At 46.1% G+C, this 25,531-nt stretch carries 30 protein-coding genes; 12 read left to right on the top strand and 18 right to left on the bottom strand.

Annotation, left to right across the window (positions count from 1 at the left end):
- Positions 1-6 precede the first annotated feature (6 nt).
- From rpsR to rpsF, 3 genes are read right to left on the bottom strand one after another with little or no spacing between them, the layout of a single operon-like run.
- Entirely contained in the window at positions 7-234 is a 228-nt protein-coding gene (rpsR, locus tag SDEN_RS02715) for a 30S ribosomal protein S18 (protein WP_011494975.1), read from the bottom strand.
- Between the two features lie 12 nt (positions 235-246).
- Positions 247-549 (bottom strand): primosomal replication protein N, encoded by a 303-nt coding sequence (gene priB, locus SDEN_RS02710; RefSeq protein WP_011494974.1) that lies wholly within the window; start codon positions 547-549, stop codon positions 247-249.
- Positions 550-557: 8 nt separating this feature from the next.
- A complete protein-coding gene (rpsF, locus tag SDEN_RS02705) occupies positions 558-950 on the bottom strand; it encodes a 30S ribosomal protein S6 (protein ID WP_011494973.1) in 393 nt (130 codons plus the stop codon).
- 223 nt (positions 951-1,173) lie between these two features.
- On the opposite strand from rpsF, the gene SDEN_RS02700 reads away from it, so the two are divergent.
- The gene (locus SDEN_RS02700; RefSeq protein WP_011494972.1) at positions 1,174-1,929 is read left to right on the top strand and encodes a DUF481 domain-containing protein; all 756 of its coding nucleotides are present in this window, start codon (positions 1,174-1,176) and stop codon (positions 1,927-1,929) included.
- A gap of 93 nt (positions 1,930-2,022) precedes the next feature.
- Positions 2,023-3,402 (top strand): MFS transporter, encoded by a 1,380-nt coding sequence (locus tag SDEN_RS02695; RefSeq protein ID WP_011494971.1) that lies wholly within the window; start codon positions 2,023-2,025, stop codon positions 3,400-3,402.
- A gap of 85 nt (positions 3,403-3,487) precedes the next feature.
- Here the strand turns inward: SDEN_RS02695 and rlmB are convergent, their stop codons facing one another.
- From rlmB to zapE, 8 genes are all read right to left on the bottom strand, one after another.
- A complete protein-coding gene (gene rlmB, locus SDEN_RS02690) occupies positions 3,488-4,228 on the bottom strand; it encodes a 23S rRNA (guanosine(2251)-2'-O)-methyltransferase RlmB (RefSeq protein ID WP_011494970.1) in 741 nt (246 codons plus the stop codon).
- A gap of 21 nt (positions 4,229-4,249) precedes the next feature.
- Positions 4,250-6,703 carry a ribonuclease R gene (gene rnr, locus SDEN_RS02685; protein WP_011494969.1) on the bottom strand — a complete coding sequence of 818 codons (2,454 nt, stop codon included), beginning with the start codon at positions 6,701-6,703 and terminating at the stop codon, positions 4,250-4,252.
- A 35-nt stretch (positions 6,704-6,738) separates the two neighbouring features.
- A complete protein-coding gene (locus SDEN_RS02680) occupies positions 6,739-7,356 on the bottom strand; it encodes a tetratricopeptide repeat protein (RefSeq protein ID WP_011494968.1) in 618 nt (205 codons plus the stop codon).
- 115 nt (positions 7,357-7,471) lie between these two features.
- On the bottom strand, positions 7,472-8,767 hold the full coding sequence (locus SDEN_RS02675; protein WP_011494967.1) for an adenylosuccinate synthase: 1,296 nt from the start codon (positions 8,765-8,767) through the stop codon (positions 7,472-7,474).
- A 67-nt stretch (positions 8,768-8,834) separates the two neighbouring features.
- Positions 8,835-9,023, bottom strand: a complete 189-nt coding sequence (locus SDEN_RS02670; protein WP_041405984.1) for a DUF2065 domain-containing protein — start codon at positions 9,021-9,023, stop codon at positions 8,835-8,837.
- A gap of 90 nt (positions 9,024-9,113) precedes the next feature.
- Entirely contained in the window at positions 9,114-9,506 is a 393-nt protein-coding gene (gene rpsI / locus SDEN_RS02665; RefSeq protein ID WP_011494965.1) for a 30S ribosomal protein S9, read from the bottom strand.
- Between the two features lie 14 nt (positions 9,507-9,520).
- Positions 9,521-9,949, bottom strand: a complete 429-nt coding sequence (rplM, locus tag SDEN_RS02660; protein WP_011494964.1) for a 50S ribosomal protein L13 — start codon at positions 9,947-9,949, stop codon at positions 9,521-9,523.
- 276 nt (positions 9,950-10,225) lie between these two features.
- Positions 10,226-11,338: a cell division protein ZapE gene (gene zapE, locus SDEN_RS02655; protein ID WP_011494963.1), complete on the bottom strand. Its 1,113-nt coding sequence runs from the start codon at positions 11,336-11,338 to the stop codon at positions 10,226-10,228.
- A 307-nt stretch (positions 11,339-11,645) separates the two neighbouring features.
- Here zapE and SDEN_RS02650 point away from each other — a divergent pair, with 307 nt between their 5' ends.
- The gene (locus SDEN_RS02650) at positions 11,646-13,007 is read left to right on the top strand and encodes a DegQ family serine endoprotease (RefSeq protein ID WP_011494962.1); all 1,362 of its coding nucleotides are present in this window, start codon (positions 11,646-11,648) and stop codon (positions 13,005-13,007) included.
- Positions 13,008-13,170: 163 nt separating this feature from the next.
- Complete coding sequence (gene degS / locus SDEN_RS02645) at positions 13,171-14,247, top strand: outer membrane-stress sensor serine endopeptidase DegS (protein ID WP_011494961.1); 1,077 nt, start codon at positions 13,171-13,173, stop codon at positions 14,245-14,247.
- A gap of 114 nt (positions 14,248-14,361) precedes the next feature.
- On the opposite strand, the gene murA is transcribed toward degS, so the two are convergent.
- From murA to mlaF, 7 genes are all read right to left on the bottom strand, one after another.
- Complete coding sequence (gene murA, locus SDEN_RS02640; protein WP_011494960.1) at positions 14,362-15,621, bottom strand: UDP-N-acetylglucosamine 1-carboxyvinyltransferase; 1,260 nt, start codon at positions 15,619-15,621, stop codon at positions 14,362-14,364.
- Positions 15,622-15,636: 15 nt separating this feature from the next.
- The gene (locus tag SDEN_RS02635; protein WP_011494959.1) at positions 15,637-15,888 is read right to left on the bottom strand and encodes a BolA family protein; all 252 of its coding nucleotides are present in this window, start codon (positions 15,886-15,888) and stop codon (positions 15,637-15,639) included.
- Between the two features lie 61 nt (positions 15,889-15,949).
- Positions 15,950-16,246: an STAS domain-containing protein gene (locus SDEN_RS02630; RefSeq protein WP_011494958.1), complete on the bottom strand. Its 297-nt coding sequence runs from the start codon at positions 16,244-16,246 to the stop codon at positions 15,950-15,952.
- Positions 16,243-16,896 carry an MlaC/ttg2D family ABC transporter substrate-binding protein gene (locus SDEN_RS02625; protein ID WP_011494957.1) on the bottom strand — a complete coding sequence of 218 codons (654 nt, stop codon included), beginning with the start codon at positions 16,894-16,896 and terminating at the stop codon, positions 16,243-16,245. Before SDEN_RS02625 ends, SDEN_RS02630 begins: the two co-directional genes overlap by 4 nt.
- An 11-nt stretch (positions 16,897-16,907) precedes the next feature.
- Positions 16,908-17,381: an outer membrane lipid asymmetry maintenance protein MlaD gene (gene mlaD / locus SDEN_RS02620; RefSeq protein WP_011494956.1), complete on the bottom strand. Its 474-nt coding sequence runs from the start codon at positions 17,379-17,381 to the stop codon at positions 16,908-16,910.
- An 87-nt stretch (positions 17,382-17,468) separates the two neighbouring features.
- Positions 17,469-18,257, bottom strand: a complete 789-nt coding sequence (gene mlaE / locus SDEN_RS02615; RefSeq protein WP_041405983.1) for a lipid asymmetry maintenance ABC transporter permease subunit MlaE — start codon at positions 18,255-18,257, stop codon at positions 17,469-17,471.
- A 1-nt stretch (position 18,258) separates the two neighbouring features.
- A complete protein-coding gene (gene mlaF, locus SDEN_RS02610) occupies positions 18,259-19,065 on the bottom strand; it encodes a phospholipid ABC transporter ATP-binding protein MlaF (RefSeq protein WP_041405982.1) in 807 nt (268 codons plus the stop codon).
- 198 nt (positions 19,066-19,263) lie between these two features.
- Between mlaF and SDEN_RS02605 the strand changes: the two genes are divergently transcribed.
- The 8 genes from SDEN_RS02605 (at position 19,264) to hpf (ending at position 25,529) form a co-directional block, all read left to right on the top strand.
- Positions 19,264-20,226: a calcium/sodium antiporter gene (locus SDEN_RS02605; RefSeq protein ID WP_011494953.1), complete on the top strand. Its 963-nt coding sequence runs from the start codon at positions 19,264-19,266 to the stop codon at positions 20,224-20,226.
- Positions 20,227-20,290: 64 nt separating this feature from the next.
- On the top strand, positions 20,291-21,268 hold the full coding sequence (locus tag SDEN_RS02600) for a KpsF/GutQ family sugar-phosphate isomerase (RefSeq protein ID WP_011494952.1): 978 nt from the start codon (positions 20,291-20,293) through the stop codon (positions 21,266-21,268).
- Position 21,269: 1 nt separating this feature from the next.
- A complete protein-coding gene (gene kdsC, locus SDEN_RS02595) occupies positions 21,270-21,821 on the top strand; it encodes a 3-deoxy-manno-octulosonate-8-phosphatase KdsC (protein WP_011494951.1) in 552 nt (183 codons plus the stop codon).
- Positions 21,818-22,378, top strand: a complete 561-nt coding sequence (lptC, locus tag SDEN_RS02590) for an LPS export ABC transporter periplasmic protein LptC (RefSeq protein WP_011494950.1) — start codon at positions 21,818-21,820, stop codon at positions 22,376-22,378. The genes kdsC and lptC overlap by 4 nt, the downstream gene beginning before the upstream one ends.
- The gene (gene lptA, locus SDEN_RS02585; protein ID WP_011494949.1) at positions 22,365-22,919 is read left to right on the top strand and encodes a lipopolysaccharide transport periplasmic protein LptA; all 555 of its coding nucleotides are present in this window, start codon (positions 22,365-22,367) and stop codon (positions 22,917-22,919) included. Before lptC ends, lptA begins: the two co-directional genes overlap by 14 nt.
- On the top strand, positions 22,916-23,647 hold the full coding sequence (gene lptB, locus SDEN_RS02580) for an LPS export ABC transporter ATP-binding protein (protein WP_011494948.1): 732 nt from the start codon (positions 22,916-22,918) through the stop codon (positions 23,645-23,647). Before lptA ends, lptB begins: the two co-directional genes overlap by 4 nt.
- An 86-nt stretch (positions 23,648-23,733) precedes the next feature.
- Positions 23,734-25,215 (top strand): RNA polymerase factor sigma-54, encoded by a 1,482-nt coding sequence (locus SDEN_RS02575; protein ID WP_011494947.1) that lies wholly within the window; start codon positions 23,734-23,736, stop codon positions 25,213-25,215.
- Positions 25,216-25,241: 26 nt separating this feature from the next.
- Complete coding sequence (hpf, locus tag SDEN_RS02570) at positions 25,242-25,529, top strand: ribosome hibernation promoting factor (RefSeq protein WP_011494946.1); 288 nt, start codon at positions 25,242-25,244, stop codon at positions 25,527-25,529.
- Positions 25,530-25,531 lie beyond the last annotated feature (2 nt).

Here is a 25,531-nt window from a genome sequence, read left to right as displayed (position 1 = left end):
CTGCGATTACTGATGTAAATCAGTGTATGGCAGTAGAGAAAGATAACGAGCACGCTTGATAGCGCGAGCTAGTTGGCGTTGGTATTTAGCACTAGTACCAGTGATACGGCTAGGAACAATCTTGCCGCTTTCAGTGATGTAGTTCTTTAAAGTAACGATATCTTTGTAATCAATTTCTGCAACACCTTCAGAGGTGAAACGGCAGAACTTGCGACGACGGAAATAACGTGCCATGTTGACAGTCTCCTAAGTTTTCAATTCGACATTTTCAGCATGCAAGACCAAACGGTTTTGTCCATTTCGCCCTTGTTGTAGTGAAAGAAACCCTTCTACTTCAACCTGCATACCTGCTTTTAATTCATCTGCTACGCTGTTAAAGCGTGGACCACTCAATATCACTTGGATTAGGCAGTAGACGTTTCGCAACATATCTACTTCATACCGCTGAGATTTATGTTCCAATGTCACCACTACATGAGCAATGCCACTTGGACTTTCAAAGCGTCTTGAACGGGTTATCGTCCCAGACAGCGATAAGTGGTTATTCACAGAGTAAATTATTCAGCGTTTTCTTCAGCGCTTTCTTCTTCTATACGGTCATCAGAAGGTGAACGACGTGAATCACGCTCGTCTCTTGCTTTTGCCATAGGAGAAGCTTCAGTAACGGCAACTTTAGTGCGCATTACCATGTTACGCAGAACAGCGTCGTTGAAACGGAAAGCTGTTTCTAATTCTTCAATAGACTCTGCAGTAGCTTCTACGTTCATAAGAACATAGTGAGCTTTATGTAGGTCTTGGATTGGGTAAGCCAGTTGACGACGGCCCCAATCTTCTAAACGATGAATTGTGCCATTAGCAGCGGTAATAACACCGGAGTAACGCTCAATCATACCTGGTACTTGTTCACTTTGATCTGGGTGAACCATAAATACGATTTCGTAATGACGCATTTATTGCTCCTTACGGTTAGGTAGCCTCGTTTTGGCTCAGTCAGACCAAGTTAGAGGCAAGGAACGAATTAAAGTGACTGATTTAGGCGCGTGATAGTACAGAAACTCAAGGCTAAACTCAAGCAATAACTTTTGTTTGCTTTGCACCACTTTAGATAAAGGGGTATCATTGCTGGCCCATATATGGTCACACCGCCTTGCCCTCAATTGAAGAACCTTAGTAATGAAAAATGTATTCGCAGTTTTTGGTCTTTTATTAACGTCCAGCTTAAGTGCTAATTTGGCTTGGGCCTTAGTGCCACCGGATTATCAAGATCCACCCAGCGACTTCACCGCCGAAGTCGAAGCTGGTTTACAGCTCAATACTGGCAACAATGAGTCAAAAAACTTCAACAGCCGCGCTTACTTAACCTATGACACCCCCAAGACTCGCCAAGAAGGTACCTTTAAAGTCTATTACGCTGCCGATGGCACAGAAACCACCTCGGAAAAATACGATTTGTTCTTGCAATCGAGTTATAAGCTCAATCGAGGCTATGTGTTTGGCCGTGGCGAATTCACTTGGGACGACTTCGGTTCATTTACGGAAATAAGAACTTTATCAACGGGTTATGGTTTTGATTTGATCAAAAGTTACAAAACAAAGCTAAGCCTAGAAGCCGGCCCTGGTTACCGTTACGATATGCCAAGGGCAACACTGTCTGATCCTGAGCCTAGAGCAAACCGTGAGGTCATTTTACGTACAGCAGCTCGATATTCTGTCAAACTTCAGGAATATACTAGCCTAAACGCCGACGTCACTGCTGAAACCGGTCTGGATAACAACACCCTGACACTGGATATGAGCTATAAGAACACTTTCTTGCAAGATTGGGCGTTTAAAATTGGCATGAACGTACGCTATACCCAAGATGTTCCTCAAGATAGCCAGCGCACAGATACAACAACAACCTTTAATTTGCTGTATACATTCCAATAATTATCTCCTACAGTTTCAAAACACCCTATTGAAATAAGGACAATAAGCCTCAGGTTTATTGTCCTTTCCCATGCCATTGGAGGCAGTTAAGCCATGGTCAGCCCTATGCGCACTTTTACATCCTTATACAGCACCACCTTCTTGATGGTGCTTGCCGCCGGCTTACTGACGACTTATCTAGGCCTACGTTTGACCGTGATGGCTGTGCCACAATTATGGATTGGTGCCATGATGTCCGCCTATTATGTCGGCTTGGTGGCAGGTTCAAAGCTTGGCCATAAACTTATCGCCCAAGTCGGTCATATTCGCGCCTTTGTAGCCTGTGCCGGGATAGTGACAGCCTCCGCATTGGGGCATGCATTAATCGATGATTTGAGCGTTTGGTTAGTGTTACGACTCTTTGTGGGTATGGGCATGATGTGTCAGTACATGGTGCTCGAAAGCTGGCTTAATGAACAGTCGGACGACAGTCAGCGCGGCACGGTATTTGCCAGTTACATGATAGTGTCATATTTGGGTTTAATGGCGGGTCAAGGCGCCATCAGCCTCTATCCAGAGCTTGGCATAGAGCCGCTGCTGTTGATTGCTATCTGCTTTTCCTTATGCATAGTGCCCATTTCCATTACTCGCCGTATTCACCCTGCGCCCTTAACTCCTGCACCACTTAATATGTTGCTCTATTGGCGTAAAGCGCCCCAAGCACTCACTACTGTCGCCCTAGGCAGTATGATTGTCGGCTGCTTTTATGGTTTAGCCCCCGCTTATGCCAGCAGCCATGGGATAGCCCCAGAAGAAGTCGCGCTGTATATGTCATGCACGATTTTAGCAGGACTACTGGCGCAATGGCCCATGGGTAAACTGTCCGATGTCATGCCAAGAAGCCGATTAATACGTATCAACTGCGCCTTATTAGGGATCTTAGTCTTTTTCATCGCCATGCTGCCATACAATGAAATCTATTCATTGGCACTGACGGGGTTATTTGGCATCTTGGCCTTTACCTTTTATCCCCTAGCCACAGCACTGGCAAATTCACGAGTCACACAAGAAGAGCGTGTCGGCCTATCCGCCACTATTCTCGTGACTTTCGGTTTAGGTGCCAGTGTGGGCCCCTTAATTGCTTCTAGCTTGATGCAAGCCTTAGGTGACGCCATGCTGTATGTCTTTATGGGGGTTTGTGCTTTTGGATTGCTAATCGCCTTGCACTTTATTAATAGCCGTCAGAAGAGTGAGCGCCAAGTGAGTGGGGATTATGTGATGGGCGGTGGCGATCTGGTGCTTTCCCCTTACGCTGCGGCAATCGATCCTAGGGTAGACATGGAGTCAGTTCAGGATCAAATGATCAACCCACATGAAGAAGATATTAACGCATTCGAATTTGATGATGAACTGTCTGACTATGAGCCGATTGAAGATGATTTTATTGATGATCAATCAGAATACGACATCGAGCCGAACAGTAAAGAAGCCTAGAAGTCAGTTCAGTATTGAAAAGAGTCAAACATAAAAAAAGGGCGCCATTTGGGCGCCCGCTTTTTATTGGCTAAATCTTGATGTTCTACTTAATCCGCTGACGCACAGCTTCAAACAGACACACACCCGTGGCCACAGAAACATTTAAACTGGATACACTGCCCGCCATGGGGATAGAAACTAACTTATCACAGGCCTCACGAGACAAACGGCGAAGACCTTTATCTTCGGCGCCCATGGCAATCGCCAGCGGTCCTGTGAGCTCTGCCTGATAAAGCGCTCCATCGGCTTCACCGGCGGTACCCACAATCCACACACCACGGTCTTGTAAATGGCGCATGGTGCGGGCTAAGTTGGTGACCTGAAACAAAGGCACGGTTTCCGCCGCGCCACAAGCGACCTTACTGACTGTAGGCGTAAGTCCTGCTGAGTTGTCTTTAGGCACTATGATGCCTTGTACCCCCGCAGCGTCTGCATTACGTAAGCAGGCACCTAAGTTGTGTGGATCCGTCACACCATCTAAAATCAACAAAAAAGGCACTTCTGTGCTATCGAGAAGCGCATCAAGTTCGTTTTCAGCCAAAACCTTAGCGGCCTGAACTCTTGCTACTACCCCTTGATGTTGGCTGCTATCGGCTTTTTCATCTAAGGTTTTTTTAGTAGCGCGCTGGGCGGTGCAACCAAAGTCTTGAGCTGCCTTCAACAGCGGCGCTAAACGATCATCATCACGGCCTTGTAGCACCCAAAGTTCAAGAATACGCTCTGGACTATGAGTTAACAGTGACTCAATGGCGTGGATACCGTATATAAAATCTTGTTTTTTCATTTAATGATTTTCTCTGAGCAGTTACTGCTTGGGTTTCTTTTTAACTGTTTTTTTAGGCGCCGACTTATTAGCGGCAGGCTTCTTAGTCGCAGGCTTTTTCTGCGTGCTTTTACTGCCAGACTCTGCCGCTGATTTTGCCGGTTTTCTTTTCCTGCGCGGCTTAGCATCGGACTTCGCTGCTGCTTTAGTCGATGATTTTTTATCAGTTTTTGCGCCTTCCAGATTAGTTCTTTCTCTGGCGGTTAATGGTTTACGGCTCCCTGAAGCGCCAGATTTGGCTCGACCTTTGACATTATCGCCAATCATCACCAAATCGATTTGCCTGTCATCTAGGTTTACCGCAGCCACCTTCACAGAAACCGCATCACCCACTTGGTAAATTTTACGGGTATTTTCACCAATTAAACGCTGTCGAGTACCATCGAACTGATAGTAATCACTAGCAAGGCTTGAAATATGCACTAAACCATCGATAAACAGCTCATTTAAGCGCACAAATAAACCAAAGTTAGTCACAGAGGCAATCACGGCTTCGAAGCTGTCGCCCACATGATCTTGCATGTATTCACACTTAAGCCAATCGCTCACATCTCGGGTCGCTTCATCGGCACGTCGCTCAGTGGTTGAACATTCTTCACCAAGGGCATCCAGCTCTTCAGTCAGGTAGTGGTAACCACCATTCTGAGTCCATTTATCTTTGGTTTCACCTGCTTCTTTGGCCAACAGGTATTTGATAACCCTGTGCAACACGAGATCGGGATAGCGACGAATAGGCGAAGTAAAGTGCGAATAGGCTTCCAACGCGAGGCCAAAGTGACCTTCATTGTCTGGGCTGTAAACCGCTTGACGCATAGAACGCAACAACATGACCTGAATCAATTCAGCATCGGGCCTATCGGCGATCTTTAGCATTAAATTTTGGTAATCAGATGGTGTGGGTTCAAGCCCACCGTCCATGCTTATTCCACGTTCTGCCAGAAACTCTTTAAAGTTTGCCAGTTTCTGCTCAGAAGGTGCTTCATGGACCCGGTATAACACCTCACCTTTGTGTTTTTTAACAAAGTTTGCCGAGGCAACGTTGGCTAAAATCATGCACTCTTCGATGATCTTATGGGCCTGATTACGACCGCGAGGCACAATTTTTTCAATCTTGCGTTGCTCATTGAAGATAAACTGAGTCTCTAAGGTTTCAAAGGCGATGGCACCACGTTCGGCGCGGCGTTCATCTAAGGTCAAATACAAAGACTGTAAACACTGCAAATGCGGGAACAAGGCGGCATGCTCGGGGGCAATAGCCCCGCCTTCTAACATGTCAGCCACTTGGGTGTAAGTAAAGCGCGCATGAGAGTGCATCACAGCCGGATAAAATTTAGTGCCCGATAACTTGCCGCTAGCGGCGATAGTCATTTCCGCTACCATGCACAAGCGATCCACATGAGGCATCAGCGAACAGAGGCCATTGGATATCTTTTCTGGCAGCATAGGGATCACTTGCGACGGGAAATACACTGAGTTGCCACGTGCACGAGCCTCTTCATCTAAGGCAGAATCTGTGCGCACATAATGGCTCACATCGGCAATCGCAACCCATAAACGCCAGCCGCCGCTTGGTTTTTTCTCAGCGTACACGGCATCATCGAAATCCCGTGCATCTTCACCATCTATGGTGACCAAGGGTAAATGGCGTAGATCGACTCGGTCTAATTTATCTTCTTCGGTCACTTCATCAGGAATACGCTTAAGTTTTTTCTCAATAACCGCAGACCAAGTATGAGGTAAATCATAATTGCGCAAGGCAATTTCAATTTCCATCCCTGGCGCCAAGGTTTTACCCAGCACTTCGGTCACTTTCGCTGCCGCTTTAACAAACCGGCCGGGACGACGGGTGAGTTCAACCACAACCACGTCACCCGCTCTTGCGCCATGAGTGTCTTCACTGGCAATTAAGATTTCTTGGGTGATACGCCTATCATCGGCGATGACAAAGCCCATGCCTGCATCCACGTGATAACGGCCGACTAAGGCCGCTGTGCGTGGTTGCACCAAACGTACAATGCGAGCTTCACGGCGACCGCGCCTATCTGTACCCGCTTTCTGCGCTAGCACTTTATCGCCATGAAAATACATCAGCATGTCACGGTTATTGATAAATAGATCATCACCGCCTTCATCAGGCTTAAAAAATCCAAAGCCATCTCTATGCCCAAGCACTGTGCCTGACAATAAGTCCATACGCTCTGGCAAGCCGTAACTTTGACCGCGAGTAAAGACTAACTGACCATCACGCTCCATGGCGCGCAGGCGACGACGAAGGGCTTCTAAGGGCTCTTCATCATGGATATTTAATGCCTTGGCAATGTTATCGCGAGTAATAGGTGACTTTTGGGCGCGCAAGTATTCTAAAATGAACTCACGGCTTGGAATGGGGTTGTCGTACTTGTCTTGCTCTCTCTCAAAATGAGGATCGTTGATCATTCAATTTCCAAATATTTTGCCTCTTCATTGAGGCCTTAACGGGTGGAGAAGCGAGCTTGCTGCGCCCTTTCCACAACACTGGTGGGCATTTTTGCAGCTAAAACTCGCAATAATGACAAGGCTTTATTTTGTGTTGCCTCGTCTTCAAATACATTGTTGTACAGTAAATGGTAAGCCAATGGATAATCTCTCGAGCTACCGTGACCTTCACTAAACAGTCTCACCAGCATCATTTGTGCTGCGATACTGCCATTGGTTGCTGCCGGCAATGCGTATTGCACCGCTCGTTCTTTATCTTTAATGACCAACTTACCTTGGTAATAGTATTCAGCCAATTTTACCATAGCTTCGGCGCTGCCCTGTTCAGCAGCTGTACGCAACATTGCCATTCCGCGGGAGGCATGTTGCTTAACACAGACACCTTGATTGAGCATTTCGCCCCACAAAAATTGATACAAGGGCTGCTGTAATACTTCGGCTCTGGCTTCTATATCCTGCACTAGCTGACATTCATCAGCCTTAACACGGTGCAGATAGGTACCATCACGTAATAACTTTATTAGTTGTTCATTGCTATAAATATCAACGGCAAGTGACTCTGCCATCGCGGAAGATTGCAATAAACACAATAATAACAGTGATAGTCTTAACATGATAATGTCTCAGTAATGCCTAAGTTTCATATATCCATCGGCATTATAACGCATTTCTTGAACAAAAATGCCAGTACATGATTAACAAAAAGGCCGCTAGAAGCGGCCTTTTTGATTAATTGAACGGATTCACCAGAATCATGGTCTCATTTCGGTCTGGACCGGTTGAGATGATGTCTATCGGTGTTTCCAACAACTCTTCTATGCGCTTGATATAAGCGATAGCGGCTGCAGGCAATTGTTCAATTGAAGTGGCACCAAAAGTGATGTCACTCCAGCCAGGCATGGTTTCGTAAACAGGGGTTACTTCTTCATAGCCTTCTGCTGCTAATGGCGTGACTGTCTCGACAGTGCCATCAGGATACTGATATCCAACACAGATTTTAACTTCTTCTAAGCCATCTAATACGTCAAGCTTAGTTAAGCAGAATCCGCTTACGCTGTTTATCTGTACGGCGCGGCGCATCGCCACGGCATCTAACCAACCTGGACGACGCTTACGACCAGTAGTGGCACCAAACTCTTGACCTTTATGACCAATATAGTCACCAATTTCACAAGAAAGTTCAGTTGGGAAAGGACCTGCACCAACACGAGTGGTGTAAGCTTTCATTATGCCCAGTACATAATCTAAGTGACGTGGACCAAAACCAGAACCGGTAGCAACGCCGCCAGCTGTAGTATTTGATGAAGTCACAAAAGGATAAGTACCGTGATCGATATCAAGTAGCGTACCTTGTGCACCTTCGAACATGATTGGCTCACCCGCTTTACGCGCTGTATCCAATAATTCGGTCACATCAGTACACATGCTCTTCAGGTAATCGGCAATTGCCAATGCATCATCGAGTGTCTTTTGATAATCAACGGCTTCAACTTTATAGTACTCAGTAAGCATAAAGTTATGATATTTCATGACTTCTGCAAGCTTAGTAGCAAAAAGCTCAGCGTTGAATAGATCGCCAATTCGCAGTCCACGACGAGAGACTTTATCTTCGTAAGCTGGACCAATACCACGACCTGTAGTACCAATGGCTTTATTACCGCGCGCTTTTTCGCGAGCAATATCTAATGCACAATGGAAAGGAAGGATAAGCGGACACGCTTCAGAGATAAGTAAACGCTCTTCAACCGGAACACCACGCTCTTTAAGCATGTTGATCTCTTTCAGTAAGGCATCAGGTGCGACAACCACACCATTACCGATAATGCATTTAACATTATCACGTAAGATACCTGACGGGATCAGATGAAGTACTGTTTTATCGCCATTAATAACTAAGGTATGACCCGCATTGTGGCCACCTTGATAGCGAACTACATATTTTGCCTGTTCTGTTAGAAGGTCGACAATCTTACCTTTTCCCTCGTCACCCCATTGGGTACCGAGAACGACTACGTTTTTGCCCATTGTTTGCTGCAAGGTTGTGGTATAAAGTCGAATTTTAACAGATTTTAGGGGGAGGTAGGCAAGTATTTTATGAAAAAATAACCAATAAAACTAACCCTGCTGTGACCAGAGCACCACCTAATCGCCTTAGAACGTCCTGATTTTGTTCAGAAACCTCCTTTAAGTAACGACGCCATTTATTAGGAAATAATAATGGTCCTATGCCCTCAAGTACCAAGACAAGACCTAACGCCAGCATTAAAATCTTAAATTCCATGTCAATCTCCTTATTCCCCTGACTCATTTTACAAATTTCAGGCAATAAAAAACCCAGCATAAGCTGGGTTTTTTTGCATTCCAAAGCAGATTAACGCTTAGAGAACTGTGGCTTACGACGTGCTTTACGTAGACCAACTTTCTTACGCTCAACTTTACGAGCATCACGGGTAACGAAACCTGCGCTGCGTAATGTTGGACGTAGTGCTTCATCAAGTTGCAATAACGCACGAGTGATACCGTGACGAATTGCACCAGCTTGGCCAGTAGTACCACCGCCCTTCACTGTTACATAGATGTCTAACTTATCAGTCATTTCAACTAACTCTAATGGTTGACGAACAACCATACGAGCCGTTTCACGACCAAAATAGACATCAAGAGGACGTTGGTTAACAACGATGTTGCCACTACCAGCTTTTGCGAAAACGCGAGCTGTAGATGTTTTGCGACGGCCAGTGCCGTAGTACTGAGTTGCAGACATTTGCTTAATCCCGTTTAGATATCAAGAACTTGAGGTTGTTGTGCAGCGTGGTTATGCTCAACGCCAGCGTAAACTTTAAGTTTACGGAACATAGCGCGGCCCAATGGACCTTTTGGCAACATACCCTTAACTGCTTTCTCGATGATCATTTCTGGCTTTTGCGCCTGCAGCTTTTCGAAGCTGATTTGCTTAATGCCACCAGGGAAGCCTGAATGCGAGTAGTAAATCTTACCAGCAGCTTTGTTACCAGTTACAGTCACTTTTTCAGCATTGATAACGATGATGTAGTCACCAGTGTCAACGTGTGGAGTGTATTCTGGCTTATGCTTGCCGCGTAAGCGAATTGCGATTTCAGTTGCGATACGACCTAAAGTTTTGCCTTCAGCGTCAACAACAAACCAGTCACGAGTTACAGTTTCTGGCGTAGCAGTAAAAGTCTTCATTATTACAAAAACCCAAAGTTAATTTTCTGTCACACATGTTGAATGCACCTGCAAACAACACAAAATTACCGATCTATGCCCCTTCGAGCATTGATATTGGCTTAAAACTTCCGCCCAATGGCGGAGTAACGTGGGCAGGGTGCGGATTATAGACAAACCTGAGTTAAAAATCATCTGATTTTTTGCCTAAATCGGAAATAAACCATACAAAAGCAAAGTCATTATCGCCCCACACTGCATCAGGTTATCTTATCCCAAACTTCTGCACTGTATTTACTAAGGTAAATGTTCCAGCGCCAGATAGTCATGGGATTGCATTTCGATTAATCGCGAACGACAACGCCTAAATTCAAAGTCGAGTTGCCCCTGGGTATAAATTTGTTCAAGTGAGACTTGAGCTGAAATAATCAGCTTTACGTTACGTTCATAAAATTCGTCGACCACGGCTAAAAAACGTCTGGCAATATCATCACCGGTTTGTTGGGCCCCCATTTGCACTAAGCCGCTGAGCAATACAGTGTGATATAGACGGGCAATTTCCATGTAATCACGTTGTGAACGTGGGCCATCGCATAGGGCCCTGAAATCCACTAACAATACCCCTTGGGATTGCTGCCTAATGGCAATCTTACGGCCATCAATATCCAAGGCGTGAGTGAAGACTTCAGATTCCGGCGCCAGTTGCTTGAAATACTGCAGTAAATTCACATCGGCTTGAGCATCTAATGGATGATGATAAATTTCTGCTTGTTCTAAGGTACGTAAACGATAATCTATACCTGAGTCGACATTCAAAATCTGACAGTGTTGATTAATCAGCGCAATGGCGGGTAAAAAACGTGCCCGCTGTAAACCATTTTTATACAGTTCATCGGGGATAATATTTGAAGTCGCGACCAGCACCACACCTTCTTTAAATAAGGCTTGAAACAGGGTCCCCAGTAGCATGGCATCTGTGATGTCAGACACAAAAAATTCATCGAAACAAATCACTTGATATTGCTTCGCCATCTTTTTGGCAATCGTCAGTAACGGATCCTGAACCCCTTTTAACTCACCCAAATCATGATGCAATTGATGCATAAAACGATGAAAATGCGCCCTCAGTTTATCCTCTGTCGGCAAGGCATCGAAAAAGGTATCCATCAGGTAAGTTTTGCCGCGTCCCACACCACCCCAGAGATATAAACCTTGCACACTGGCGCGCTTGTTCTTTCCTGTCACAGCCTTGAGTAAAGCAGCAATCCCTGACGCTGGTTTAGTCGCAGCAATCAGCTCTTCATACACGCGCTGAAGTGCTGTTACGGCTTGCTCTTGTGCCAAATCATGGGAAAAATCATCTCTTTTAAGGTCTTGCTGATAATGTTGCCAAGGGCTTAACTGTGACACTGCTTCACTCACTTAAACTTTTGATAAGCTGCGATCATAACATGAGAGCCTAGTACTCAGTAAGGTGTCAGCATTGCTAACTCACAGTTAAAATTAAGCTTTGTTAATAATGACTGAACCTTTTGAAATAAAAACCGCTCCGAATGTATAGTAAAACCATGAACCGATTTAGCAATTCTAGCAGCTTGTATTGAACTGACTGCCACCCTAATACAACTGCCTGCACTGCCACAAACACAATTAACCATATTATTGTATTTAACGCAGTCATTGCGAATAATATAAAGACGATAGGAGTTAGGAACTGATGAGAACCAAATTAACACTACTTTCAGCCGCATTATTAACGGCCAGCTTATCCAGCCCTTTTATTCCCGTGAGTGCCAGCGCCGCCATCCCCCAAAGCGTTAATGGCCAAATGCTACCAAGCCTTGCCCCCATGCTGGAAAAAACAACGCCTGCTGTGGTCTCAGTTGCCGTCTCTGGCACCCATGTCTCTAAGCAAAGAGTACCCGACATTTTTCGGCACTTCTTCGGCCCTAATGGCCCACAAGAACAAACCCAAGAACGGCCGTTCAGAGGATTAGGCTCTGGCGTTATTATTGACGCAAACAAAGGTTACATAGTCACAAACAATCACGTCATTAATGGGGCCGATGACATTCAAATCGGTTTGTACGATGGCCGCGAAGTCAAAGCTAAACTCATTGGTACCGATCCTGAGTCTGACATCGCCTTACTGCAAATTGAGGCTAAGAATCTCACCGCTATCAAACAGACTGATTCAGAAGAGATCCGTGTGGGTGATTTTGCCGTCGCCATAGGAAACCCCTTCGGCTTAGGTCAAACCGTGACCTCTGGTATTGTCAGTGCCTTAGGTCGCAGCGGCCTAGGCATAGAACAACTGGAGAACTTCATCCAAACCGATGCGGCGATTAATAGCGGTAACTCAGGCGGTGCCTTAGTGAATTTAAACGGCGAATTAATGGGGATAAACACCGCCATTGTCGCCCCAGGCGGTGGCAACGTAGGTATTGGTTTTGCCATCCCAGCGAACATGGTCAACAATTTAGTCGCACAGATCATAGAACACGGTGAGGTTAGGCGTGGGGTATTGGGAATTTCAGGTAGAGACCTAGATAGGGAGCTTGCTAAAGGCTTTGGTCTAGATACTCAGCATGGCGGCTTTATTAATGAAGTCATGTCAGGCAGTGCCGCGGAAAAAGCAGGCCTTAAAGCTGGGGATATTATTACTAGTGTTAATGGCAAAAAAATCAAAACCTTCCAGGAGCTTAGAGCCAAGGTTGCCACCCTTGGCGCAGGTGCCAAAGTTGATTTAGGCATCATTCGCGACAATAAGACTAAGAGTATCACTGTGGTGCTCGGTGAAGCCGATGCTACCGTGAGCTCAGAAGCTGGCGGGATCCATCCTATGCTACAAGGGGCTAATTTAGAAAACAGCAAAAAATCCGGCATAGTGATCACAGAAGTAGCCCAAGGTTCACCCGCTGCCATGAATGGTCTTAAGAAGGGTGATGTGATTGTTGGCATTAACCGCGACAGAATAAGCGATCTTAAAACCTTAAAAGAACAGCTTAAAGACCCTAAAGGCTCTGTGGCACTTAAGATTTTACGGGATGGCAGCCTGCTTTATCTCATCTTAAGATAAGGACGTCACTCAGGTGATGCTCGTTAAGATGTGACAAGCATTAACCCTGACGGAGCGATTTAAATCATAAAGCATCTAATTGATAAGCATCGAATTCACTCTTCGATGCTTATCTTTTTTAATCATGTTAATCTAATCCCCCCTAATTGCTGTTGAAACTGCTATGAACATAAAAGCGCTCCTTCTGTATTTAACTAAAGCCGTATTGTTCGGTCTAGTCATGGCCGCCGTTTTCTTAGGTGCCACTAGCATCATCAATGGCGACGGTTTTGGCAGTAACCTTACGGGCAATAATCACAGCAGTAAAACACTCTCCTTTGCTGCGGCAGTGCGTAAAGCCGCCCCTGCCGTGGTCAATATCTACAGTTTGAGCATAGCCGAAGACCAACCGCTAAATTCAGGTTCACTCCAAGGTCTTGGCTCTGGCGTTATAATGAGTAAAGAGGGTTATATCCTCACCAATTATCATGTGATAAAAAAAGCCGATGAAATTGTGGTCGCGCTGCAAGATGGCCGCAAATACACTTCAGAAGTCGTAGGCTCAGATCCAGAAACAGATTTAACCGTGTTAAAAATTGATGGCGATAACTTGCCCGTAGTCCCACTTAATCTGTTAACTCCGGTGCAAGTGGGCGATGTGGTACTCGCCATAGGTAACCCTTACAACATAGGCCAGACCATCACCCAAGGGATCATCAGTGCCACGGGCCGTAACGGATTGAGCTCAGGGTATCTCGATTTCTTACAGACAGATGCCGCCATCAATGCCGGAAATTCAGGTGGTGCACTGATAGACACAGATGGTGAATTAGTGGGCATTAACACAGCGGCATTTCAGGTCGGCGGTGAGGCCAGCGGCAATGGGATTAGTTTCGCCATTCCAATAAAACTGGCCCATAGCATCATGGGCAAATTGATCAAAAATGGCCGAGTGATCCGCGGAGCCATTGGCGTTTCCGGTGAAGCCTTAAGTCCAGTATTGGCGCAAATTTTAAACCTGCCGAACCAAAAAGGGGTTGTAGTTACCGGCGTCGATCCCACAGGTCCTGCCGCACGAGCTCAACTTAGGGCTAGAGATGTCATCATTGCCTACGAGAATGAAGAAGTGCCAGGGGTTGAAATGCTAATGGATAGAATTGCCGAAACGCCTCCCGATTCCAGAGTGACCTTGACCATTATTCGTGAAGGCAAAGTTCAGGCCTTGCCTGTGGTTATTGCTGAGAAGCCCTTGCCTGAATAATACCAATCACAGCGAGCATAAAAAAAGCCATTCCCAAGGAATGGCTTTTTTGTTGTTGACCTTTATTGTCCGTCACGGCATCAATAGCTAATGACTGAAGTCAAAGTCCTAGAGTTATTTCACTCGAATTACTTCAGCACCTAGGCCTTGGAACTTAGATTCAATATGCTCATAGCCGCGATCTAAGTGATAAATACGATCGACCAGCGTGGTGCCTTCAGCCATCAAACCTGCGATAACTAAGCTTGCCGATGCGCGTAAATCTGTTGCCATCACCTGAGCACCGTTAAGCTTGTCTATCCCTTGAATGATGCAAGTATGGCCTTCAAGCTCCATGTTTGCACCCATTCGAATAAGCTCAGGGACGTGCATAAAACGATTTTCAAAGATGGTTTCAGTGACACGTCCCGTGCCTTGAGCTAAGGCATTCAGCACACAAAACTGAGCCTGCATATCCGTTGGGAATGCCGGATAGGGCGCCGTTTTAATGTTAACCGCTTTAGGCTGCTTGCCATGCATATCAAGCTCAATCCAATCCTCACCACTCGTGACGGTAGCGCCAGCATCTTCAAGCTTGGCAAGCACGGCTTCCATTGAGGCAGGATCTGCATTTTCACAGCGAATTCTCCCCCGCGTTACAGCCGCAGCGACCAAGAAAGTACCGGTTTCAATACGATCTGGCATCACGCGGTATTCACAACCTTGTAAGCGCTCAACACCTTCTATCTTTAAGGTCGCTGTGCCCACACCGGTGATTTTTGCTCCCATGGCAATCAAGCAGTGAGCTAAGTCTGTGACTTCAGGCTCTTGAGCGGCATTTTCAATGATCGTTATGCCATCGGCTAATGCAGCGGCCATCAGTAAGTTTTCGGTAGCACCTACGCTTATCATGTCCATAAAGATGTGCGCGCCTTTAAGACGACCATCCACTCTGGCTTTGATGTAACCTTCTTTGACTTCGATTTTTGCGCCCATTTGCTCCAAACCATGCAAATGCAGGTTCACCGGACGTGCACCTATGGCGCAGCCTCCAGGGAGAGAAACATCAGCGGTACCAAAACGGGCCAATAATGGGCCTAAGATAAGAATGGAAGCGCGCATGGTTTTAACTAAATCGTAAGGCGCACAAAACTCATTCAAATTGGTGGTCGAAATACGAATGCGACCCCCACCCAGTTCATCAACTTCAGCACCTAAACAGCGTAATAATTTACAGCTGGTGCTGACATCTCTAAGCTCAGGTACGTTAGATAACACAAAGTCAGTTTCGGCGAGGACGCCGGCCATTAAAATAGGTAGTGCGGCATTTTTAGCGCCAGAGATCACTACACTGCCAGTTAACGGCTTGCTGGCTTGAATCGTTAATTTATCCACACTATTTCTCTAGGCTTACATGTTAAAAATTTTTTCACGCTTCCACTGGGTCGGCGTAAAGGTTTTGATTGTCAGTGCGTGCAATTCACCGCTGGCGATATACTCGTTCAAGGGGCCGTAAATCGCCTGCTGCTGTTTCACCCGGCTCATGCCGTCGAAACACTCGCCAACCGCAACCACTTTATAATGGCTACCATCTGCACTGGCATGGGCCTCTTCTAGCCCTAAAGCATCAATTAAAATCTGTTCTATCTGTTTGCAATCCATAAAATCTTTTTACCTTAAATACTACTGTCTATTGGGGTAATTGCATCATCAAGCCATAAGTTTATGGCTGCACAAATACCTCTAAATCATAAAGCTCAATCATCTTACTCAAGTGTTTACTAGGATTGGTGAGCATCCTTGGCATTTTACGTTTAGGTGAACCTTTGTGGGACAGACGTGCCAGTTCAAGCAACAAGGCAACGCCCGCACTGTCCACATAGGTTATCCCAGATACGTCTAGGGCCTGAGTGTCTGAATTAAACAATTTGCGTCTTTTAGGCCAAAGTTCAATCACCTGTTGCTGACCTAATGATCCTTGGATTGCGCAGGCATCACCTTGCTGAGTAAATTCAATCACGCGGCATCGGCTCCCGCTTTACGATCAATTTTTTCTTTGGTCTTCTCATTCAATAACACAATAACGGCATCTATGCCGTCTTTACGGATCAAATTAGAAATCTCTGACTGCTTAGACGCGAGTAAGCTTATGCCTTCGGCAATCAAGTCAAATGCCTTCCATGAGTCATCTTTAAGGCGGCGCACTTTGAAGAGGATCTTAATGGGTGGACGCCCCTCTTCAATAATCTGCACATTCACTTCAACCATCTTCTCTTTACTGAAATCAGTACCAGGGTCGTACAGCACTTTTTGATCTGTATATTGAGTAAATGCTTGGGCATAGGTCGCCACTAAATAGCCTTCAAAGGCGGTAACAAAACGCTCTCTTTGATCAACACTGGTATCACGCAGATACTGGCCCATGACTTTATAGGCGGCATATTTGTAATCCACATAAGGCATTAGCTCTTCTTTGACTATGACCTTTAAATGATTCAAGTCAGCATCAATCAGGGCTTTATCTGCTCGAAAGCGCGCAAAGGTAATATTGGCGGCTTGCTCAATTAAGAGGTATGGGTCCGTCGTGTTAACTTCCTCAGCCATGGCGAATGACTGCACACCTAATAACATGATTAAACCAGTAAAAAATCCACCTAAACGTGTTTTCATTGCACCTGCTCCTATTTATCTTTTGAGGACATGCTATAGAGTAACTGACCGATTAAATCTTCTAAAATCAAAGCTGAACGTGTATCTTGAATTTTGTCGCCATCCCCAAGCATGGCGATATCATCATCGACAAAACCTGGCGTTAAGCCTAAAAATTGCTCACCTAATAACCCTGCGGTTTGAATCGATAAACTGCTAGTCTCAGGAAATTGATTAAAACGCTTATCCATGGCTAAGGTCACAATCGGCACCAGTTTATCTGAATCCAAACTAATGTCAGTCACGCGGCCAACAACAACCCCACCGACTTTCACCGGAGAGCGTACTTTCAATCCGCCAATATTATTAAACTCGGCCACTAAAACGTAGCTGTTATCGTCAGCGTTGATTTTTACATTCGCCACGCTAAAGACTAACAAACAGAAGGCTACCAATCCAGAGAGCAAGAACATACCCACTAATAGCTCGATTTTCCGTGTTAACATAATTTAAAACCACTCATATATTAAGTTATCTATTATAAAATTCTGCGGCTCAATAGCGCCGATATTGTCATTCACACACTTAACGCTTTACTGGCCGAACATAATTGCAGTTAGCAAGAAGTCCAATCCAAGTACCGCTAAGCTCGCCTGCACCACAGTCGATGTGGTAGCGCGGCTAATTCCTTCAGGATTTGGGTTCACTTCATAGCCTCGATAGAGGGCAATCCAAGTGACGACCACTGCAAATACTGTGCTCTTGATAAGGCAATTAACTATGTCTTGGCGCCATTCGATAGAAGCCTGCAAGATAGACCAAAAAGTACCACTGTCGATGCCTTTCCATTCCACCCCAACCAAATGCCCGCCGTAAATACCCACCAAGCTAAACATCACAGCCAATAATGGCATGCTAATCACCCCCGCCCAAAAGCGTGGCGCTATGACTTGCCTTAACGGGTCTATCGCCATCATTTCAAGGCTAGATAACTGCTCAGTGGATTTCATTAAACCAATTTCAGCCGTTAAGGCTGAACCTGCACGACCGGCAAACAGTAGTGCTGTCACCACAGGTCCCATCTCACGTAGCAAACTTAAAGCCACCATAGGCCCAAGGCTTTCTTCTGTGCCAAAACCCACCAACACATTGTAACCTTGCAGCGCCATCACCATGCCGATAAACAAGCCCGACACTATGATGATGATCATAGAGCGTACACCTAGCACATAAATTTGCTTGAGCAACAAAGGGCCGCCCTTACGCACATTCGGTATATGAAACAGTGCGCCCCACAACATCAAACCCGCCTTACCAAAGCCACGCATAAAGGCGATTGCACTTTGACCGACTAAGGCGATTTGATTGAGTAATTGACTCATCTTATCCACGCATCAGCTCCTGTTGATAATTACCCGCTGGATAATGGAAAGGAACGGGCCCATCTGGCGCTCCCTGTATAAATTGAACTAGCTGCGGATTGTCAGATTGCTTTAATTGCTCAGGGGTGCCGTGAGCAACCACTCGCTTGTCGGCAACCACATAAACATAGTCAGCAATACCTAGCACTTCAGTCACATCGTGTGACACCACGATAGAAGTCAATTTCAATGAATCAGACAACTGACGGATCAGTTTCACCAACATCCCCATGGATATTGGGTCTTGGCCGGCAAAGGGCTCATCGTACATCACCATTTCAGGCTCCAGAGCGATGGCGCGGGCCAATGCTGCGCGGCGCTGCATACCCCCTGATAATTCATTGGGCATCATATAAGCGGCGCCTCTTAACCCCACGGCTTGCAGCTTCATGATCACAATTTTATGGATAATGGCTTCTGGTAGCCCCGAATGTTCACGCAGGGCGAAGGCGACATTATCGAACACATTCATGTCAGTAAACAGCGCACCACTTTGAAATAACATGCTCATACGCTTACGCAAATTAAATAATTCACTTCGCGATAGTTGGTGTACGTCGTGACCATCGAACAGGACTTGGCCGCTATCTGGGGTCAACTGACCACCAATGAGTTTCAACAAGGTGGTTTTACCAATACCGCTCGGCCCCATGATGGCGGTGACTTTACCTTGAGGTATGCTTAATGAAATGTCCTCGTAAATCACTCGAGAACCGCGACTAAAGCTGAGGTTTTTAATTTCAACCAAAGATGTAGGTTTGTTAGGCATGGTTAGCTCAGACATGGATGGTGAGGAGATGATAGCCTTCCTGGCAAAAAAATTAAGAAGGGAATTGTACGTAATTGTTGCTAAACCTACAACCAAATCCCATTGGCAAACCAGAATCTCACATCAATTGCTCCAGAGACTTTCAATTTGGGCTAAATCCAGCGAAAATGCTCCCCAATATCGACAATAGAGAATCCCATGTTAGTTAACATTTTATATTTAGTGGTCGGTTTAGCCGTTTTGGTCTGGAGTGCCGATCGTTTCGTCTACGGCGCCGCCGCCTTTGCCCGTAATCTTGGCCTTCCGCCAATGTTAATCGGCTTAACCATAGTGGCCATGGGCAGTTCAGCTCCTGAAATGTTTGTCGCTGCCACCGCATCCATGGAAGGCATGAGCGACACAGCCATAGGTAATGTCCTCGGATCTAACGTCGCCAATATTACCCTGATATTAGGTATTACCGCGCTACTGGGTGCACTTTCTGTCACCTCTGAAACGCTAAAACGTGAAATCCCACTTATGATAGCCGCCACAGTATTGGCAGGCTTTTTACTCCATGATGGTGTTCTCAGTCGCATCGATGGCTTAATTTTACTCGGCGCATTCTTCGCCCTCATGGGTTACTTAATTTATCAAGCCCTCAGTAATAAATCCGCCGATGCCTTTATCGATGAATCCGATGCTGAAATACCCAAAGGCGTACCGACATTGCGCGCCGTATTCTGGATAGTGGTTGGCATGGTACTCTTACCCTTATCGGCGGATTGGATGGTCGATGGTGCGGTAGGTATTGCCAAAACCTTTGGTTTATCGGATCTTGTTATCGGCTTAACCATTATCGCCGTCGGCACTAGCCTGCCTGAGCTAGCCGCTTGTGTGGCCGGCGTCATGAAAAAAGAGCACGACCTTGCCATAGGCAACATAGTGGGCTCTAATGTTTTCAATATTTTAGCTGTTATGGCCCTGCCAGGATTGATTGCCCCTGGCGAAGTGGATGCCCAGGCCAGCAGCCGAGATTTTTACATGGTATTAGCCACGAGCTGCGCGTTAGCCATATTAGTCTTATCCAGTGGCGCTAAAAAACAGCTCACTCGCTGGCATGGCGTGTTATTGCTGCTGACCTTTATCGCTTACCAGATCGTTATTTTTAGCTCAAACTAGTTTCTAATAAGCGCGTTGCCAGCAATGGTCTGTTTATTCACCCTTTAGCAAAAAAGAGAGCAATATGGTCAATCAAAACCAGTGGCGCCAATGGGGCTGCAAAGTCATTGATATAGAGAAAGCTGCCCTAGAGCACCTCTACCAGTTTGTCGACTCTGATGCGTTTAGTCAGGCCTGTGAATTGATCTTACAGTGTAAAGGTAAGGTCATCGTCATGGGCATGGGGAAATCAGGCCATATTGGCAATAAAATATCGGCAACGCTGGCCAGCACGGGCACCCCCGCCTTTTTTGTCCACCCGGGTGAAGCCAGCCACGGCGACTTAGGCGCACTGGCCAAAGAAGACATCATTTTAGCCATTTCAAACTCGGGTGAGTCCAGTGAGATCTTAACCTTACTGCCAGTCATTCAACGCATGGGGGTTCCGGTTATTGCCATCACAGGCAAGCCTGAGTCCAACATGGCCAAGCTTGCCAAGATACATTTATGCATCCAAGTGCCCGAAGAGGCCTGCCCCCTAGGACTCGCGCCGACGTCAAGCACCACGGCAACCTTAGTGATGGGCGATGCCCTCGCCGTTGCTTTACTGCAAGCTAAAGGCTTTACTCAGGACGATTTTGCCCTTTCACATCCTGGCGGCTCCCTAGGTCGTAAATTGTTATTGAAAGTCAGTGATGTCATGCATCAAGATGACAGGCTACCTTGCGTACCTCACGATATTTGCATCACTGAAGCCCTGTATGAAATCTCCAAGAAAGGTTTAGGCATGACAGCTGTCGTCGATGCTAACCAATGCTTAGTGGGGATTTTCACCGATGGCGATTTGCGCCGAGTCATAGACGCCGAAGTGAACTTGCGCACCACCCCCATAGAGCAAGTCATGACCAAGAACTGTGTCACCACCACGGCAGGCATTTTAGCGGCCCAGGCGTTGCAAGTGATGGAGAGCAAGAATATTAACGGCCTAATCGTGGTCAATGAACAGCAGCAACCGATTGGCGCATTGAATATGCTCGATATGGTCAAAGCAGGAGTGATATAGCATGGCGCAACAAGGTTTGTATGGCCCAGTTTCAGATTTAGTCTGGAACAAAGCACAGAAAATTAAATTGCTCATCTGCGATGTGGATGGAGTCTTCTCCGATGGTCGCATTTACATGGGTAACAATGGCGAGGAGCTCAAAGCCTTCCATACCCGCGATGGTTATGGGGTACGTTCACTGCTAACCAGTGGCTTTGCGGTTGCAGTCATTACTGGGCGTAAATCTAAAATTGTCGAAAACCGCATGACAGCCCTTGGGATCAGCCAGATTTATCAAGGCATAGACGATAAGTTTGTGCCATTTAATGCCCTGATGCAACACTACCAAGTGAGCCCAGAAGAAGTCGCCTACATAGGTGATGACATGGTGGATTTACCCGTCATGAAAGCGGTCGGCCTTGCCGTGTGTGTTGCCGATGGTCACCCCTATGTTAAACAACATGCTCATATGGTGACTCAAATCAATGGCGGTCATGGTGCACTGAGAGAACTGGCAGATTTACTGTTATTAAGCCAAGATAAGTTCAACTCGGCTCACGGTATGAGTATATGAATCGCGTTACCTTAGCCATTATTGCCTTTTTTAGCGCCTCGCTGTTCTTGTACTGGCAAGTGCAAGTCAAGCGTAACGCCATGGAACAAATTCAAGTTGATGTTATCGAAAGGCCCGCATTTATTGCCGATGAGCTACGAAGCGCCGAGTTCGACAAGCAAGGCTTGTTAGTCAGCAAAGTCACCGCAACCCACATGGAACACTATGAGTCGACTCAGGTGACTCATTTCACTGAGCCTGTGTATTTGGTTTATCCTGAGTCGGGTAAGGCCCAATGGCAGTTACAAGCCAATAAGGGCAGATTAAACAAGCAGACTGGCAAAATGCTTTTAGAGAACAATGTAATAATTGATGCTATTAACATCGAAGAACCAGTACAATCAATCTCAACTCAGTCATTGGCATTCGACATGAATACCATGATAATGACCTCCGATGACATGCTATATGTCAAAGGGAAAGACTTTATTATTCAAGGCTTAGGCCTGTATGCTGACCTAGAAGCAGAAGAATTGACCTTACTAAGTCAGGTAGAAGGAACATATGAAGCAAAGTAACATACTCTTGATAGGCCTATTAATGGCAACTTGCCATAGCGTTCACGCTAAGCAAGGCGATTTACAACAAGAGCTTAAGGTTGAAGCCGTTAGCCAGAAAGCCGATATCAAGAACAATCAAATTATCTTCTTTGGCCCAGTTAAGGTAGTGCAAGGCAGTATCAATATTCATGCCGATGAACTGCGCGCATTTAGCACGGCTAAGAGCCCAAGCAAAGTGATGTTGGCCATAGGAAATCCTGCGACTTTTAGCCAAGAGTTAGATGATGGCAGCACAGGTACCGCTAGCGCTAAAGAGATCCGCTACGATCTTGCTTCCCGTACCTTGACGCTAACAGGCGAAGCCAAGTTAGATCAAGCCGGCAACCAAGTCACAGGTAACAGTATTCGTTACAATATCAAAGATCAGCAATTGATTGCAGAGAGTACGGGTAAGGGACAAGACAGGGTTATCACCATTATTCAGCCTGAAAATTATCAGGATAGCAATATCAAACCTAGCCTACCTGAAATCCCAGTTAAGAAGCAGGATGAGCAATGATCCAATCTAAGTTGACCGCTGAAAATCTTGCTAAGAGTTACAAGAATCGCCAGGTGGTAAAAGATGTCAGTTTATCCGTTAGCACGGGGCAAATTGTCGGTCTACTGGGCCCCAATGGTGCAGGCAAAACCACGACCTTTTATATGGTGGTGGGTTTAGTTAAGAGCGACAAGGGCCGCATTCTGATTGATGATGACGATCTCACCGGCGATCCCATGCATTTGCGTGCCCGTAAAGGCATAGGTTACTTGCCCCAAGAGGCCAGTATTTTTCGCAAGCTCACGGTCAGAGACAACATCATGGCCGTATTGCAGACCCGTAAGTCGTTATCAAACGACGAGCGTGAGGAGCAACTCGAGCATTTGTTAGAAGAATTTCACATTACCCATATTCGTGACAGCCAAGGCATGTCATTATCTGGTGGTGAACGTCGCCGGGTTGAGATAGCCCGCGCACTAGCCGCCGATCCCCAGTTTATTCTTCTGGATGAGCCTTTCGCTGGTGTTGACCCTATCTCAGTTATAGATATAAAAAAAATAATCCAACAGCTCAAGAGTCGCGGCCTTGGCGTATTGATTACCGATCATAATGTCAGGGAAACCTTGGATGTTTGCGAACGCGCTTATATCGTCAGCCACGGCAATTTGATTGCCGAAGGCACACCTGCTGAAATCTTAGATAATCAGCAGGTTCGGGCAGTGTACTTAGGCGAACAATTCAAGCTATAGTTAATTAAAATGACGTTCAGGGGCACAGATAATGCTCCACCAAGATCTGTCGCACTCATGGAATAGACACTAGGGATATGCGGTAAATGAAAGCGTCACTCCAACTTAAAATGGGTCAACATCTGACTATGACCCCTCAGCTGCAACAGGCGATTCGCCTGCTGCAACTTTCTTCATTGGAGCTACAGCAAGAAATTCAACAAGCCCTTGAGTCCAATCCCTTATTGGAACTAGAAGACGAGTTCTCACAAGAAAAACCCCCTAAAAAAGATGACATCCAAGGTGATACCGATTTCAGCGACAATAGCCAAGTCAGCGTCGAGAAAGACACCTCCTCTGTGGACACAGCAGAATCCTTAACCAAGGAATCCATGCCCGATGAGTTACCCATGGATACCACCTGGGATGAAGTCTTCACCGCAGCGCCCAATTCAGGTTCAGCCAGTGGTGGCAGTTTCGATGATATGCCCTTTCAAGGGGAAACCACCGAAGGCTTATACGAGCATCTAGAGTGGCAAAAAAATCTCACCCCCTTCTCTGAAACCGATCGGGCCATCGCCACCGCCATCATAGATGCCATCGATGAGCGCGGTTATCTCACTCAGTCCACCCAAGATATTCTCGAAGCCATGGGCAACAGCGATGTTGAACTGGATGAAGTCGAAGCCGTATTAAAACGAGTACAGCATTTCGACCCTGTGGGCATAGCCGCGAGAGACCTGCGGGAGTGTTTGTTGATCCAGTTGGCCCAATATGCCGCCGACGTGCCTCATTTAAACAATGCACGTATGCTCATCGATGAGTATTTAGACTTGATCGCAGGCCGCGATTTTAGATTGTTAATGCGTAAAACTCGCCTTAAAGAAGACGAACTCAGGGACGCCATCGCCTTAATCCAATCCTTAAATCCAAGGCCTGGGCTTATTGTGGCCCATAATGAAGATGAATACGTGATCCCTGATGTGACTGTACTCAAGAAGAATGGCCGCTGGATGGTTGAGCTCAATCCCGATTGTATGCCAAAAATCAGCGTGAATCAGCAGTATGCCGCTATGGCTCGCAGCAGCAAGAGCCAAGTCGATAGCCAATTTATTCGTGGTAATTTGCAAGAGGCCAAATGGTTTATTAAAAGCTTAGAGAGCCGTAACGATACCTTGCTCAAAGTGGCTAATTGCATAGTTCAATATCAACAAGGGTTCTTCGAGTTTGGTGAAGAAGCAATGAAACCTATGGTTCTCAATGACATAGCAGAAGCCGTTGAGATGCATGAGTCGACCATTTCTCGTGTTACCACCCAAAAATACATGCACACCCCCAAAGGCTTGTTTGAACTCAAGTACTTCTTTTCAAGCCATGTGAGTACCGATGATGGGGGTGAATGCTCATCTACCGCAATCCGCGCTTTCATTAAAAAGCTGGTTGCCGCAGAAAACCAGAAAAAGCCATTAAGCGATAGCAAAATGGCTCAACTTCTGGCGGAACAGGGGATTAATGTTGCCCGTCGTACGATAGCAAAATATCGTGAAGCAATGCTCATCCCCCCCTCAAACCAACGTAAGAGTTTATAACCTACTAGGCTATTGGAGGATGTGTAATGCAGATCAATGTAACTGGGCACCATATAGAGATAACCGAATCACTGCGCGAATACATTAGCGGCAAATTTTCTAAACTTGAACGCCACTACGATCAGATCAATAATGTCCATGTGGTGCTAAATGTTGAGAAATTACAGCAAATTGCTGAAGCAAGAATTAGCTTAAGTGGTACAGAAGTGTTCGCAACATCAGAGCATGCCGACATGTACGCTGCCATAGACATCCTGATCGATAAACTCGATCGCCAGGTCATTAAACACAAAGAGAAGTTAACAAAACACTAACA

The sequence above is a fragment of the Shewanella denitrificans OS217 genome (assembly GCF_000013765.1).
GTDB lineage: Bacteria > Pseudomonadota > Gammaproteobacteria > Enterobacterales > Shewanellaceae > Shewanella > Shewanella denitrificans.
This window is presented reverse-complemented; position numbering and strand designations above follow the sequence as displayed.